The 13,980-nt window shown below is 66.8% G+C and carries 12 protein-coding genes and 1 pseudogene; 7 read left to right on the top strand and 6 right to left on the bottom strand.

Features of this window, described 5'->3' with window-relative positions:
- The first annotated feature begins 25 nt into the window (after window positions 1-25).
- From ACE3P0_RS02255 to ACE3P0_RS02245, 3 genes are read left to right on the top strand one after another with little or no spacing between them, the layout of a single operon-like run.
- Window positions 26-1,897 carry a diguanylate cyclase gene (locus ACE3P0_RS02255; RefSeq protein ID WP_374399402.1) on the top strand — a complete coding sequence of 624 codons (1,872 nt, stop codon included), beginning with the start codon at window positions 26-28 and terminating at the stop codon, window positions 1,895-1,897.
- A gap of 57 nt (window positions 1,898-1,954) precedes the next feature.
- The gene (locus ACE3P0_RS02250) at window positions 1,955-2,338 is read left to right on the top strand and encodes a DUF6394 family protein (protein ID WP_374399400.1); all 384 of its coding nucleotides are present in this window, start codon (window positions 1,955-1,957) and stop codon (window positions 2,336-2,338) included.
- A gap of 13 nt (window positions 2,339-2,351) precedes the next feature.
- Window positions 2,352-4,055, top strand: coding sequence for a TrkA family potassium uptake protein (locus ACE3P0_RS02245; RefSeq protein WP_374399398.1), 1,704 nt, complete (start codon window positions 2,352-2,354; stop codon window positions 4,053-4,055).
- A gap of 42 nt (window positions 4,056-4,097) precedes the next feature.
- Here the strand turns inward: ACE3P0_RS02245 and ACE3P0_RS02240 are convergent, their stop codons facing one another.
- The 4 genes and pseudogenes from ACE3P0_RS02240 to ACE3P0_RS02225 form a co-directional block, all read right to left on the bottom strand.
- Complete coding sequence (locus ACE3P0_RS02240) at window positions 4,098-4,574, bottom strand: glycine zipper domain-containing protein (protein WP_374399397.1); 477 nt, start codon at window positions 4,572-4,574, stop codon at window positions 4,098-4,100.
- A gap of 177 nt (window positions 4,575-4,751) precedes the next feature.
- A complete protein-coding gene (locus tag ACE3P0_RS02235; RefSeq protein ID WP_374399394.1) occupies window positions 4,752-6,797 on the bottom strand; it encodes a pseudouridine synthase in 2,046 nt (681 codons plus the stop codon).
- Window positions 6,794-7,135: an FKBP-type peptidyl-prolyl cis-trans isomerase gene (locus ACE3P0_RS02230; RefSeq protein WP_374399901.1), complete on the bottom strand. Its 342-nt coding sequence runs from the start codon at window positions 7,133-7,135 to the stop codon at window positions 6,794-6,796. Before ACE3P0_RS02230 ends, ACE3P0_RS02235 begins: the two co-directional genes overlap by 4 nt.
- Window positions 7,121-7,465: pseudogene (locus tag ACE3P0_RS02225) on the bottom strand (FKBP-type peptidyl-prolyl cis-trans isomerase); the annotation flags it as partial. The pseudogene ACE3P0_RS02225 and the gene ACE3P0_RS02230, both read right to left, overlap by 15 nt.
- Window positions 7,466-7,723: 258 nt before the next feature.
- On the opposite strand from ACE3P0_RS02225, the gene ACE3P0_RS02220 reads away from it, so the two are divergent.
- The 4 genes from ACE3P0_RS02220 (at window position 7,724) to ACE3P0_RS02205 (ending at window position 11,628) form a co-directional block, all read left to right on the top strand.
- Complete coding sequence (locus ACE3P0_RS02220) at window positions 7,724-8,179, top strand: ferritin family protein (RefSeq protein WP_374399392.1); 456 nt, start codon at window positions 7,724-7,726, stop codon at window positions 8,177-8,179.
- Window positions 8,180-8,256: 77 nt separating this feature from the next.
- Entirely contained in the window at window positions 8,257-9,273 is a 1,017-nt protein-coding gene (locus ACE3P0_RS02215; protein ID WP_374399390.1) for an AI-2E family transporter, read from the top strand.
- A 37-nt stretch (window positions 9,274-9,310) separates the two neighbouring features.
- The gene (locus ACE3P0_RS02210) at window positions 9,311-10,459 is read left to right on the top strand and encodes a diguanylate cyclase (protein ID WP_374399388.1); all 1,149 of its coding nucleotides are present in this window, start codon (window positions 9,311-9,313) and stop codon (window positions 10,457-10,459) included.
- Window positions 10,456-11,628, top strand: coding sequence for a GGDEF domain-containing protein (locus tag ACE3P0_RS02205; protein ID WP_374399386.1), 1,173 nt, complete (start codon window positions 10,456-10,458; stop codon window positions 11,626-11,628). The genes ACE3P0_RS02210 and ACE3P0_RS02205 overlap by 4 nt, the downstream gene beginning before the upstream one ends.
- Before the next feature lie 33 nt (window positions 11,629-11,661).
- Here ACE3P0_RS02205 and ACE3P0_RS02200 read toward each other — a convergent pair whose 3' ends face one another.
- A complete protein-coding gene (locus ACE3P0_RS02200; protein WP_374399384.1) occupies window positions 11,662-13,002 on the bottom strand; it encodes a citrate transporter in 1,341 nt (446 codons plus the stop codon).
- Window positions 12,999-13,980 (bottom strand): HAD-IC family P-type ATPase (locus tag ACE3P0_RS02195; RefSeq protein ID WP_374399382.1); only part of this gene is annotated, 982 nt, incomplete at its 5' end. The genes ACE3P0_RS02200 and ACE3P0_RS02195, both read right to left, overlap by 4 nt.

Below are 13,980 nucleotides of genomic sequence, written 5' to 3'. Positions count from 1 at the left end.
CAGCTTTCGTCAGAATCACCCACAAATGCCGCATCCCTTACGCGCCGTAACGCTTGCGGCCCTGCTCGTTGCGCTCACGCCCGGATGTGGCGCTGCCGAAGCGCCGGCAGGCACGCCTGCCGCGTTGGTGGAGCAGGCACGCGCGAACGTGCGGCTGGACCCTGAAGCCAGCCGGCGCTACGCCGAAGCGGCGCTCGACGCCCTCAAACAAACGCCGAATCCGGATCTGGAAGTGGCCGCGCGCCTGGTGCTGTGCGACTACCAGGGCGAGCGCAGCCCGCAGGCCGCGCAAGCGCAGATCGACGCAGCCAATGCCCTGCTGCCGAAGATTCGGCGCCGCGGCTTGCGCGCCGGCGTGCTGGCCTGCGAGGGCCAGTTGCTGGAACTGGCGAACAAGACCCACGAAGCGCTGGCCAAATACGACGAAGCCGCGCAGTTCGCCGAAGGCGCGCAAGACGGCGAAATGCTGGCCGATGCGCTCTATCAGCGTGGCTACATCCGCGCCCTGCTTGGCCAGTACGCCGAGGGTCTGGTCGATCAGCGACGCGCGCTCGCGCTGTACGAAAAGCTCAAGCTGCGCTCACGCGCCCGCACCGCGGTGAACGGCATCGCAATCCTCTACAACCGCATGGGCGACTATGCGCAGGCCAAGCACTACTACCTGCAATCGCTCAAGGGGCACATCGCCGAAGGCGCGCGCCGTGAACAGGCCGTGACGCTGCACAACCTCGGCCGTGCGCACGAGAACCTCGGTGAGTGGAGCGAGGCACGACAGGCCTTTGAACAATCGCTCGCGATCAACAATGAACTGGGCTACCCGCGTGGTGCCGCCTACGCCCACCGCGGGCTTGCCAGCGTGTGCAACGCGCTTGGCGACGCACGCTGTGCCGATTCCGAACTGGACAAGGCCGAGGCCGATGCCAAAGCCGCACCCGACGCCCGGCTGCAAGCGCAGATTCAGTTGCAGCGCGGCATCACACTGCGCTTGCAGAAGCGCTACCCGGAGAGCATTGCCGTACTGCAAAACGCTGCGGACACCTTCGCACGCGGCGAATCGCTCGCCGAATTGCGCGACAGCTATCGCGCGCTGGCGGCCAGCTACGCCGAGTCGGGCGACTGGCGCGCGGCCTACGAACGCCTGGTGGAGTTCAAGAACACCTCCGACTCGCTGTTGCTGCGTCAGCTCGATCAGCGTTTTGCCACGCTGAAGGTTGAATTCGACACCGCGTCCAAGGACCAGGAGAACGCGTTGCTGACGCGCGAGAAGGCGGTCGCCGAACGCGCGCTGGCGCAAGAGCGCACCGTCGGCCGCCTGCAGGCCGCGGTGATCGCGCTCGCCTCCGTACTGACGCTGATCCTCGCCGTGCTGCTGCTGCGTCATCGCCGCACCAGCCGGCACATGGAAGCACTCGCACACACCGACGAGCTGACCGGGCTGCCGAACCGGCGCGACATTCTCAACCGGCTTGGCACCCTGCTGCGTGCTTCGGAACCGCAAGCCTGCGCGGTGCTGATCGCCGATCTTGACCACTTCAAACCGATCAACGATCAGTTCGGCCACCTGATCGGCGATGAAATTCTCAAGGCCGTGGCACTGGCGCTCAACGCAACCGTGCGCGCACCCGCCTGCGTCGGCCGCATTGGCGGCGAGGAGTTCCTGATCCTGCTGCCCGACACCGCGTTGAGCGACGCGATCCTGGTCGCCGAACGCCTGCGCGAACAGATCCAGGCGATCGACGCCACGCGCTGGTTTGCAGACCGCCGCATCACGGCCAGCTTTGGCCTCACGACCGCGGTGGCGGGCGATAGCGTCAGCACCATGTTGCGCCGCGCCGACGAGGCGTTATACGAAGCGAAAGACGCCGGCCGCAACCGCGTGATCGCGCACTGCGCGTGACCACTGCGGGCCGCGCCCCGCATAATCGGCGCATACGACACTGCACAGGAGCGAGCTGTGAACCTCGAAAAGGTGGTCTTCGGTTTCTTCATCGTGCTGGCCGCGACGATGAACTTCGGCTTCTTCATCGGCGACATCGACAACCCGGTCCACCACGATGTGTTCGAGCTATTCGCCGCAATCGTCGTGAACTTGATCGCGACGGTGCTGAAGTTCGGTGACCGCACGCAGATCGGCGCAATCCATCTCGCAACCAGCCTCGTCGCGGATCTGCAGCTGATCGCTGCGGCGATCTACTGGGCCTACTCGGTGCATGTCTCGGGTATCGGCATGACGCCCGGGGTTACGGCGAGCGTCGTCTCGCTGGCGGCCGGCGCAATGCTCGCCAACGTCGTATCGGTCGTGATCCTGATCGCCGAAACGGTAATGATGCGGCGCTGAACGGCGGCCGGCGATGGACAGCGTCATCTTCCTGATGCTGCGGCGCATGCGCGCGCCGCTGATCGTACTGATCGCAATCTACGCGATCTCGATGCTGGGTCTCGCCCTGATCCCTGGCGTCGACGCCAACGGCCGGCCCGCGCCGCCGATGAGCTTCTTCCACGCCTTCTACTTCGTCAGCTACACCGCCACCACCATCGGCTTCGGCGAGATCCCGACGGCGTTCTCCGATGCGCAGCGCATGTGGACCGTGCTATGCATCTACCTCACCGTGGTCGGCTGGACGTACTCGATCGTCACGCTGCTCGGACTGCTGCAGGACAAGGGCTTCCAGGCTGCCTTCGCGAAGATCCGCTTCGCCCGTGCGGTGCGGCGCCTCGGCGAACCCTTCTACCTGATCTGCGGTTGCGGCGAGACCGGCACGCTGATCGGCAGCGCCCTGGATCGTATCGGCACCCGCTTCGTGGTGGTTGAACTCTCCGAACATCGTGTGCAGGAACTCGACCTGCTCGAATGGCGCGCCGACGCGCCCGCGCTGGCGGGTGACGCGCGCGAGCCGGAGCTGCTCAAGCTGGCCGGCCTGACGCATCCGAAATGCCGCGGCGTGCTGGCCGTCACCAACAACGAAGAGGCGAACCTCGCCGTCGCGATCGCGGTGCGCCTGCTGCGCCCCGACGTGCCGGTGCTCGCCCGCGCACGTTCGGAATCGGTCAGCGCCAACATGACCTCCTTCGGCACCGACCATGTCATCAACCCGTTCCGCCGCTTTGCCGACCAGCTTGCGCTGGCGGTGCGCGCGCCGGAGGTGTTCCGGCTCGAACAGTTGCTGACCGGCATCCCCGGCGAAGCGGCGCCGGAACCGCACCGCCCGCCGCGTGGCGACTGGATCGTCTGCGGCTACGGACGCTTCGGTCACGCGATCGTCGCGGCGCTCGACAGCGAAGCGCAGCCGGTCACGCTGATCACGCCCGAACCGCTCACCTTGCCGGATCGGCATTGCATCACCGGCATCGGCACCGAGGCCGAGCCGCTGCTCGCTGCAGGTGTAGACACCGCATCCGGCATCGTCGCCGGCACCGACAATGATGTGAACAACCTGTCGATCGCGGTCACCGCTCGCGAACTCAACCCCTCGATCTTCGTAGTCATGCGGCAGAACCACGCATCGAACAGCTCCCTGTTCGATGCCTTCGTCGGCGATTTCGCGCTGGTACCGAGCCGCCTGATCGCGCAGGAATGCCTCGCCACGCTCACCACGCCCCTGCTGTCGATCTTTCTTGAACACGTACGTCGGCAAGAGAACGCCTGGGCCGCACAACTGATCGCGCGCATCGAAGCGGTATGCCCGGCGCGGGTGCCGGACATTCGCAGCATCACCTTCAATATCTCCGAAGCCCGCGCGGCCTATCTTCACTTGATGGCCGATGCGCCGTTGACGCTCGCCGAAGCCCTGCGCGACAGCGCCAACCGCAGCGTCGACCTGCCGCTTGTGCCACTGATGCTGAGGCGGGCAAAGAACGTCATGTTGCTACCCTCGCCGCAGACACGACTTGTGGCAGGCGATGCCCTGCTGCTGGCCGGCCCGCGCGGCGCACATGCCCGGCTTCAGCTGGCACTGCAGAACGCCAACGCCTTCGACTATGTGCAGCACGGCCGCAACGCGCCGGGCGGTTGGATCTGGCGCGCACGCGCCGCGCGCCGGGTGCAGCGCAAATAAATAAGGCCCGCAAAGCGCGGGCCTTTTTGGTGATGTCGGAAATCAATCGTCCCAGTCATGGCCGCGGCCATGACCGTGATGGTGGTGCTTGCGATGGCCCGGCGGGCGGTGATCGTAGTGATCGTCGTAACGAACGCGCCGTGAGTCGTAGCGGCTGTGGCTGGGCTCGCTGATGTTCTTGCCCAGTACCGAACCCGCTGCACCACCGACGCCTGCGCCGACCACAGCACCCGTCTTGCCACCGGTAGCGCGGCCGACTGCCGCACCCGATGCGCCGCCGATCGCGCCGCCGATCATCGCGCCGTTCTTGCCGCGCTTGTCCGACATCACGCCGGCACCCAGCGCGCCGCCGAGCGCACCACCGATGAGCTCGCCCGACTTGCCGCCGACCGTCTGGCCGATCGCAGTACCTGCCGCAGCCCCGAGGCCGCCGCCTATCGCGGTCTGCCCGTCATTCGCCTGGGCCACGCCCACACATGCCAGCGCGAGCGCCAGCTTGATCATGACCTTGCTGTACATCCGAGACTCCTGCCAATACGAACTGAACATGGAAGATTTTCCCATTCCTATGACGAAAACATCCATGACCGATTGTTGCAATTTGCAATCCGCTGCCGAAGACGTAGCGCCGGCACCAAAAGACGCGGCCCGGGGCTTGCGCCATCGGGCCGCGTAACCCTCATACCACCGGTTCGATCACTCGAAGGACTCATCCTCGCGCAGGAAGCGCCACTGCCCTTGCGGCAGATCGCCCAGTACGACACGGCCGATGCGGATGCGCTTGAGCCCAGTGACCTTTAGCCCAACCAGCTCACACATACGGCGGATCTGGCGCTTGCGGCCTTCGCGCAGCACGAAGCGCAACTGATCTTCGTTCAACCACTCCACCTTCGCCGGGCGCAGTTGCTTGCCGTCTAGCTCGAGGCCGTGATTGAGCAGCGCCAGCCCTTCGGCGCTCAGCTCGCCCTCGACGCGAACGAGGTATTCCTTCTCGACCGTCGAATCCTCGCCGATCAGCTGACGGGCAACGCGGCCGTCCTGCGTCAACACCAGCAGGCCGGTCGAATCGATATCGAGCCGCCCGGCCGGCGCGAGGCCGTGGAAGTGCGCCGGCTTGAGCTCGGGCCCACCGTCGGGCCGGTACTGGCTGGATTGCGTGATCAACGACGCCGCCGGCGGGTAGTCATCCTCTGGCTGGCCAGAGACGAAACCGATCGGCTTGTGCAGCAGGATAGTCATGCGCGTGCCCTGCAGCTTGGCGGCCTCCGGCGCGAGCGTGATCTTGGCATCCGGCTCGGTGCGTCGGCCCAGTTCCTTGACGCGCTCACCGTTGACGAAAACCCAGCCGCGCTCGATGTACTCGTCCGCCTCGCGGCGCGAGCAGATGCCGCGCGCAGCCATCAGCTTGGAGACGCGCACACCCTGCGGCAGATCGTCCTCTTCATCCTCGTCGTCTTCCTCAACTTCGTGGCGTCGGGTGCGCGGGGCAAAGCCGGGGTCGCGCGGTGGCTGCGGGTAACGGCCACGTTCGCCGCTCGGCCGCGGTGGCCGGTCGCCCCAACTTGGGCGTGCCGGCCGATCACCGCGCGGCGCACCACGCTCGTCGCGCGCCGGGCCACGGCTGTCACCCGACGGCCCCTCGCTGCGGCGCGGGCGGTCATCGCGGGCGTAAGCACCGCCGTCACGCGAATAGCCACCTTCGCGGCGGATTTGTCCGTCGCGGTTGTAGCCGCCTTCACGCGGTCGTTCGTCGCGGTTGAAGCCGCCGCCTTCGCGGCGGGGCCGCTCATCACGTTCGAAACCACCGCTGCGCGGCCGCTCGTCACGGTTGTAGGCACCTTCGCGGCGCGGGGCGTCATCGCGGTTGAAGCCGCCGGTGCCACGTGGGCGTTCATCGCGGCTGTACGAGCCTTCACGGCGCGGCGCCTGGTCGCGGTTGAAACCGCCTGGGCCACGCGGGCGTTCGTCGCGCGGATAGCTGCCTTCACGGCGCGGACGCTCATCACGCGCGAAGCCGCCCTCGGAGCGCGGCGGACGATCGCCCCACTGGCGCTGGTCACGCGGACGGTTGTCGTCGCGGCCACCACGATCACCGCGATCGCCCTGAGCGTTACCCTCGAAACGGCCCTCGTTGCGCGGACGATCGCCCTGGTAACGCGGCCGTTCGCCGCCTTCGCGGGGACGATCACCTTCATAACGTGGGCGGTCAGACTGGCTGCGCGGGCGGTCGCCCTCATAACGCGGCCGATCACCCTGGTAGCGCGGACGTTCGCCGTCGCGCGGGCCACGCGGACCTTCACCACGGTAGTCGCCGCGGTTGTCGCCACGCGGCGCACGATCGTCACGCTCGAAACGCGGGCGCTCGTCATCACGGCGCGGCGCCGGCTTGCCGCGCGAGAAATCGTCGCCAGTGCGGCGGCGGACATCGTCGTCACGGTAGCTGCGGCGCGGGGCGTCGCGCTCGTCACGGCCGCCTCGCGGGGCATCGCCCCAGCGCTGCGGTCGATCACGTTCGTCGCCGCGGGGGCCGCCCTGCGGGTTGCGCGAACGCTCGTTCCAGCCACCTTCACGGCGGCCCTCGCGGGCACCCTGGTCGTCGCGCGGATTGCCGCGGCCTTCTTCACGCGGCGGCGCATCACGGCGCGCTGCGATCGCGCGCTCCATCGCAGCCCTGGCACGCGGGCCGGTACGGGTACCGGTCAGCGACGGCCGCTCAGCCTTGGGTTTGCCGGGCTTGTTCACAGCACGTCCAGGAGTTCGACTTCGAACACGAGCGTTGCGTTGGGCGGAATCACGCCACCGGCGCCGCGCGCGCCATAGCCCAACTGCGGCGGAATCGTCAGCTTGCGGGTGCCGCCCACCTTCATGCCCACCACGCCATCGTCCCAACCGCGGATCACGCGCCCGGCGCCAAGCGGGAACTTGAACGGGTCGTTGCGATCCTTGCTCGAATCGAACTTGGTGCCGTTGGTGAGCCAGCCGGTGTAGTGAACGACGACCTGACGGCCTGCAACCGCTTCGGCCCCTTCGCCGACGACGCTGTCCTCGATCTCGACCTCGTTCGACAGCACGTCGAGCAGTTCCACCTCGAACACCAGCGTGGCATTCGGCGGAATCACGCCGCCGGCGCCGCGCGCACCGTAACCGAGGTCCGCCGGGATCGTCAGCTTGCGGGTGCCACCGACCTTCATGCCAGCCACGCCCTCATCCCAGCCACGGATCACCTGACCGCGCCCGAGGTCGAAGCTGAAAGGATCGTCGCGATCCTTGCTCGAATCGAACTTGGTGCCATCGGTCAGCCAGCCGGTGTAATGCACAACGACGGATTGGCCCTTCTGGGCTTCGGCGCCGGTGCCGGTTACACGGTCTTCAATGATCAGGCCGCTGGCGGTGGTGATCGGTTCGCTCATGGGAAATCTCCTGCAGAAAAGGGAAACGCCGGGCACTGCCCAGAAAGGCCGCCCGGCGTGCTACGCGCGGATTATCTCACGCCTGCGGGCGCCACGGACAGGGGCCGCCAGGCCGCACGGCAGCGGCGCCGCACGAGGGTATTCCCTAGGTAGGCATATCGCTACCGCAGCATTTGATCCAAATCGCTTCCCGCGGCGCCGGCAGGAGGCTAGATTGACTCATGAGCGCACGCCAGATTGCGCCGGAGGAGAACGTTCATGAGCTTGCGTCCGATTCGCTCGGTGCCGGAATTCTATGCCAGCGCCATCGCCATCGAACACGATGCGATCGCCTGCTACACCGCGTTCGCCGAACGCATGGAGGCGCTCGGCAATGCCGAGACCGCCGAGCTTTTCCGTGAGATCGCGCGCCAGGAGGAAGGCCACGCGAGCGAGCTGGAACGCTGTGCCGATGGCTGCCAGATGCCCGCGTCTGGCGCGCGCGAGCAGCACACCGCGTTCGTCGACACCGGCGCTGCCAACGGCGCCACGCTCAACCCGCTCGGCGCGCTGCAGATCGCGATCGGCGCAGAGCGGCGAGCCGTCAGCTTCTACCAGAACGTCAGCCTGACCTCGCCGGACCCGATCGTGCGCGAGCTGGCCGAAAGCATGATCCTTGAGGAATTCGAGCACCTGAGGCTGCTCGAACGGCTGTCGGCGCGCATGGGTGGTTGAGGCCGCAGCGGGTGGCGACTTGCGGTGGCTGCACTTACGCGAGATAGTCGCCGCACCGTACCCTTGCCTGGCCCTTGATGTTCGACACCCCCCGCGACGCCCGTGGCGTCCAGATTGCCGCCTGGCTGCTGACCGGCGGCGCCCTGCTTGCAGTGCTGTTACTGCATCTGCTGCCCGCATTGTTTGCCGGCCTGCTCGTCTTCGAACTCGTCGCAGTGCTCACCCCACTGCTGGCACGCGCGATTCCGAACCAGAGGGCCAAGCTGGCTGCGGTCACCCTACTGTCGATTCTTGTCGTCGCAGCACTAGTCGCTGGCGGCTTCGCGCTGGCTCGAGTGCTAGGGCAAGAGGTCGGCAGCGCCGCAGGCCTGTTCCGCAAGCTCGCCACCCTGCTCGAAGACGTGCGCGGTGTGTTCCCACCCTGGCTGCTTGCCTACCTACCGGCCGATCCCGACGCACTGGAGCACGCCACTGGCAAATGGCTCGCCGCCCACGCAACGCAACTGCAGACGGCGGGCACCGCCTTCGGTCGCGGTTTCGTCAAAGCGCTGCTTGGCATGGTGATCGGCGCGATGCTGGCGCTACACGAAGTGCAACCCAACCAGCCGGGGGGGCCGCTTGCGCGTGCGCTGCGCGAATGCGCCACGCATCTGGCCACTGCATTCCGCCGCGTGGTGTTCGCGCAAGTGTGGATCTCAGCGATCAACACCACCTTTACCGGCATCTTCCTGATCGTGGTGCTGCCGCTGTGCGGCGTCCACCTGCCGCTGCTCAAAACCATGCTGGCGATCACCTTCCTCGCCGGGCTGCTACCGGTGATCGGCAATCTGATTTCGAATTCGCTGATCACCTTCATCGGCCTGTCGATCTCGGTCAAGGTCGGCGCAGCCGCGCTGGTCTACCTGATCCTGATCCACAAGCTGGAGTACTTCCTCAATGCGCGCATCGTCGGCGGCCACATCAACGCACGCGCATGGGAACTGCTGATCGCCATGCTGGCATTTGAATCCGCCTTCGGGCTTGCAGGGCTGGTGGCTGCGCCGGTTTACTATGCCTACCTGAAGGACGAACTGCGTCGCCACGGACAGGTCTGACTCCGCTACCCACCATGCCACCGACCCGCGCTACCGCATGATCGACGTTCCAACTCTGCTCGCCGTGTTGTCGGTGGACTGCTTGGTCATCGCCGCCACCGTCTTCGCGACCCGCGTCGGCCGCATGCAGCACGGCCAAGCGAGCTGGGTGGCCGCGCTGCTGACGCAATCGGCGGCGATGTGGCTGTTCGTGCTGATGGCCATGTCGCCACCCGGCACCGTGTTGATCGTGGCGTCGATCGTGCTGCTGTCGGCCAGCATGTCGCTCTTCGCCGCATCGATGGCCGCATTCGCCGAACGGCCTTTGCCGCGGCTTCTGCTGTGGCTGCCGCCCATACTGCTCGGCATCCAGCACACGATCTATGCCGACGACTTCATCACCCGCGCGCAGGTATCGAATGCGGTGGTGGCCTTCCAGCTCGCGCTCTGCGCATGGCCGCTGAGCCGCGCGGCGAGTAACGGCCCCGCGCGCTATCGCTGGATGGTGGCAGGCAGCTTCCTGCTGGGCAGCGTGTCGACCCTGCTGCGCCTCGCCGAGCTGCTGGTGGCGCCCGAGCGCTTGCCCGACCTGAGTGTGGGCGAGCCAATCAACGCGATGAGCTTTCTGCTCAATCATGTGAACCTGATCGTCGGCAATCTGGGCATTGCCTTGATGCACCGCGAGCGCAGCCGCGCCAACGCCGAACGCCTGGTCGCGCGCGATGCGCTGACCGAGCTGTTCAACCGCCGCAGCTTCACCCAGCAGGCAGCGCGTGAATTGCTGCGTGCCGAACGCGGCGCCCAGCCGGTATCCGTGCTGGTCATTGACCCCGACCACTTCCGTCAGATCAACGCCCGATTCGGCGCGCTTGCTGGCGACCGCGTGCTGCGCCAGCTCGCACAGGAAATCAGCGCCGCCTTGCGCGGACAGGACTTATGCGCCCGGCTCAGCGCCGACGAGTTCGCGGTGCTGCTGCCCGATACCGCGCTCGATGGCGCAGAGGTCCTGGCCGAACGGCTGCGCACACAATGCGGCGCACAGCCGGTGGGGCCGGATCTGGTGCATTTCACCGTCAGCATCGGCGTCGCCGGGGCCCTGCCCGGCGAGCGCGACCCTGCCCCCTTGCTGGCGCGCGCGCAGCATGCGCTGGCGCTGGCCAAACAAGCCGGTCGCAACTGTGTCGCGCGCGCGGAGGCCTCCGCATGAAACTGCATGGACTGAGCCTGCTGCTGGCGAACATCACCACCGTCGCGGGCATCGTGATTGCGCTGCTCTTCCTGCGCGACAGCCTGCGGCGCGACGAAGCGTTGCGGCACTGGCTGGTCGGCTGCATCGCGATCGGTTTCGGCCTCAGCGCCTACACCATGCAGGCCGCGCTACCCGCCGTGCTCGGCATCGCACTCTCGAACCTGCTGATCTATGGCGGCATTGCGACCCTGCTGGCGGCCCTGTTGTCGCTCAGCGGCCGTCGCGCCCCGCTGGTGCTACTGGGCCTGCCCATCGCTGCACTGACGGCGGCCCAGGTGCTGCAACCCGAGGACGCCGATTCGCGCCGCCTGCTCAGCGCGATCGTTGGCGTTGCACTCTTTCTTGCCGCCGCGGTGGTGGCCCTGCAGCCGGTGCCCGGTGCTTCGCGCCGTACGCGAGGCGTGCTCGCGGTGAGCCTGCTGTTGGGCGCGGTGGCGTTCTCGATGCGCATCGTCGCGGTGCTGCGGCCGATGCTAGTGGGCGACCCGTCCATCGCGCTGGATGTGAGTCACGGTCTGTTCCTGATCGCCAGTCTGTTGGCCAGCAGCTTCGCGATGGTGCTGGTGCATCTGGAACGCGAGAGCGAGCAAAGCCATCGCCTCGCAACACTCGATCCGCAGACCGGCAGCTACAACCGCCATACGCTGCTGCAACTCGGCCAGCGCGAGCTTGCGCGCGCGCAACGCCGTGAACGCCCGCTCTGCGTGCTGATGATGAAGGTGGATGAACCCGCCGACCGGCAAGTAGTCCGCAGCCCGCAAGAAGACGAGCGCGGCGTGCTGCATCTGGCCGAACTGGTTGCGGCGACGCTGCAACGCCAGGATCTGTTCGGCCGCTTCGGCAGCGCGGAATTCTGCGCCGTGCTGCCCGACACCGCTCTCGACGGCGGCCATCAGGTGGCCGAGCGCTTGCGCATCCGTGCCGAAACGGTGTCAGGCACCGAGTGCGGTGTGCCCTACACGCTCACCTTGAGTGTTGCCGAGCGGATGCCGAACGAACTGTCCTTCCTGCAACTCTCGGCACGCGCCGACGCATCGCTGCACGGCGCCAGCGGGCCCAACCAGATCGTGGAAGCACGCGACGGCGGCCCGATGACGCGCGCTCATGTCAGCCACGCGCTGGGCTGACGGCTCACGCCGCCAGCCCGTCGCAGATCGCATTCAGTGCGTTGCGGCCGCCGCGGCCGGCGCGCTGCCAGCCTTGTGCGGCGGATGCGGCTGCCAGCCGACAACCGCCATCATGACCGTGAAGCCCACCACATACGCCAGCGCGACATGCCAGCCGTGGCGCAGCCAGTTGCCGACCGAACGGGCCTGCGGAAACTGGCTCGACAAGGCAACCCCGGCTGACGAGCCGAACCACAGCATCGACCCCCCGAAGCCCACCGCATACGCCAGCACGCCCCAGTCGTAGCCACCTTGCCGCAACGCCAGCGCGGTAAGCGGGATGTTGTCGAACACTGCCGACACGAAACCGAGGCCGAACGCCGTCTGCCACGAAGCGAGCGGCAGTTTCTCAACCGGCATCAGCGAGGCGCAGCTCACCAGCGAGAGCAGGAAGATGGTGCCCTTCAGCGTCTCGGGCATGATCTCCCAATCCGGCCTGCGCACGCCGGCGGTCAGCAGCAGCACCGCCCACACCGCAAGCCCGATGACCGGCAATTGATCCGCCAGACCCGGGAAGCTCACATTCGCAACAATGTTCGCGATGATCGCCGCAGCGAGAATCGCGCCGACGATGGCGGTACGCAGCCAGTCGATGCGTGTGTGCTCATGCGCATTCTTGATGATCGGCGAGTAGCGCTGCTGCTGGATCGCCGCGGGAATGCCGCACACCACCAGCGCCACGCCGGCTGCAGTGTAGGCATGCAGCACATCGTACGGCGCCACGCCGTCGATCCACATCATCGTCGTCGTCGTGTCACCCACCACCGAGCCCGAGCCGCCAGCGTTGGACGCCGCGACGATCGCCGCCAGGAAGCCGACATGCACACGGCCGCGGAACAGCTGGTGCGCCATCGCTCCACCGATCAGCGCCGCTGCGATGTTGTCGAGAAAGCTGGAGATCACGAACACCATCACCAGCATCACGAAGCCACCTTTCCAATCATCAGGCAGCACCGCCGGCAAGACGACCGGCACCCGCGTTTTCTCGAAGTGCCGCGCGAGCAGCGCGAAGCCCATCAGCAGCAGGAACAGGTTGGCGAGTGTGACCCACTCGTGCGCGAAGTGCATGCCCAGCCCGGGCATGCCGTCGCCGAACTTGAAGCCGGTGAACAACAGCTTGTACGCCACGATCGTGACGAGGCCGGTCAGCGCGACCTTCAGCGTGTGATCGTGAAACAGCGCGACGCCGAGCAGCGTAAGCGCAAAGAGCACGAAATCCAGCGGAATCGGCCCGAGCAGAATGCCGTCGGCGGCAAACGCCGCGGCCGGCGCCACGAGCAGAGCCAGCGGGGCCGATCGTTTCAGCAGGCCTCGGCCTGCGCTGCGGTGGTTCACGACTTACTCCCTTTTGATGTTGTTCTTCGTCCGGCGATGCTGCGGCTGATCGCCTTCTCAATGCCGACCACGGCGCTGATCGCCAGCGCCGCGACAAGTACCTCGCCCCAGCTTTCGGCATCGATCGCGACGCTGCCAAAGGCGGACTGCATCGGTGCGCTGTGGGTAAATGCCAGCTGCAACAGCGTCATCGCGGCAATGCCAGCCCAGATCCATGGGTTCGAGAACACGCCCACCCGCCACCAGGCACGCTGCAACGATCGGCAGTTGAGCAGGTAAGCCATTTCACCGAACACGAACACGTTGACCGCTGTCGTACGTGCGTACTCGATGCTGCGGCCCGCTGCCAGCTCGCGTTGGAAGAGCCAGAAAGCGCCGATCACCAGCAGGGTGCCAGCAAGCGTGATGCGCCCCGTCATCGCACGCGTCAGGATCGGCTCACCGGGTGGGCGCGGTGGCCGCGCCATCACGTCACTCTCGATCGGCTCGAACGCCAGCGCAAGCCCCAACAGCAGCACCGTGCTCATGTTGATCCACAGGATCTGCAGCGGCGTGATCGGCAGCGTAACGCCGGCCAGCACGGCGACCAGGATGATGACGCCCTCGGCGAAGTTGGTTGGCAGGGTCCAGACAATGAATTTGAGCAGATTGTCGTAGACCCCACGGCCTTCTTCGACTGCGGCCTCGATGGATGCGAAGTTGTCGTCGGTGAGCACCATGTCGGAGGACTCTTTTGCAACGTCCGTGCCACCCCGCCCCATCGCCACGCCGATGTCGGCCTGCCGCAGCGCCGGCGCATCGTTCACGCCGTCGCCGGTCATCGCGACCACATCGCCGCGCGCCTGGAGCGCCTCCACCAATCGCAACTTCTGCTCCGGCTCGACACGCGCGAACACCGAGACTTCGCCGGCCACAGCGCGCAGCGCATCGGCGTCGAGCGCTGCCAGCTCGCGACCCGTCATCACCCGCGGTGCGGCG

It is taken from the genome of Niveibacterium sp., from assembly GCF_041909475.1.
In the GTDB taxonomy this organism is placed as follows: Bacteria; Pseudomonadota; Gammaproteobacteria; order Burkholderiales; family Rhodocyclaceae; genus Niveibacterium.
The sequence above is the reverse complement of the archived record's forward strand: the minus strand, read 5'-3'. Positions and strand labels throughout refer to the sequence as shown.

Coding starts and splice junctions, on each gene's coding strand:
- ACE3P0_RS02205 (WP_374399386.1), top strand. CDS start 10,456: ATGAAACTGCATGGACTGAGCCTGCTGCTGGCGAACATCACCACCGTC.
- ACE3P0_RS02215 (WP_374399390.1), top strand. CDS start 8,257: ATGTTCGACACCCCCCGCGACGCCCGTGGCGTCCAGATTGCCGCCTGG.
- ACE3P0_RS02240 (WP_374399397.1), bottom strand. CDS start 4,574: ATGTACAGCAAGGTCATGATCAAGCTGGCGCTCGCGCTGGCATGTGTG.
- ACE3P0_RS02220 (WP_374399392.1), top strand. CDS start 7,724: ATGAGCTTGCGTCCGATTCGCTCGGTGCCGGAATTCTATGCCAGCGCC.
- ACE3P0_RS02245 (WP_374399398.1), top strand. CDS start 2,352: ATGGACAGCGTCATCTTCCTGATGCTGCGGCGCATGCGCGCGCCGCTG.
- ACE3P0_RS02255 (WP_374399402.1), top strand. CDS start 26: ATGCCGCATCCCTTACGCGCCGTAACGCTTGCGGCCCTGCTCGTTGCG.
- ACE3P0_RS02210 (WP_374399388.1), top strand. CDS start 9,311: ATGATCGACGTTCCAACTCTGCTCGCCGTGTTGTCGGTGGACTGCTTG.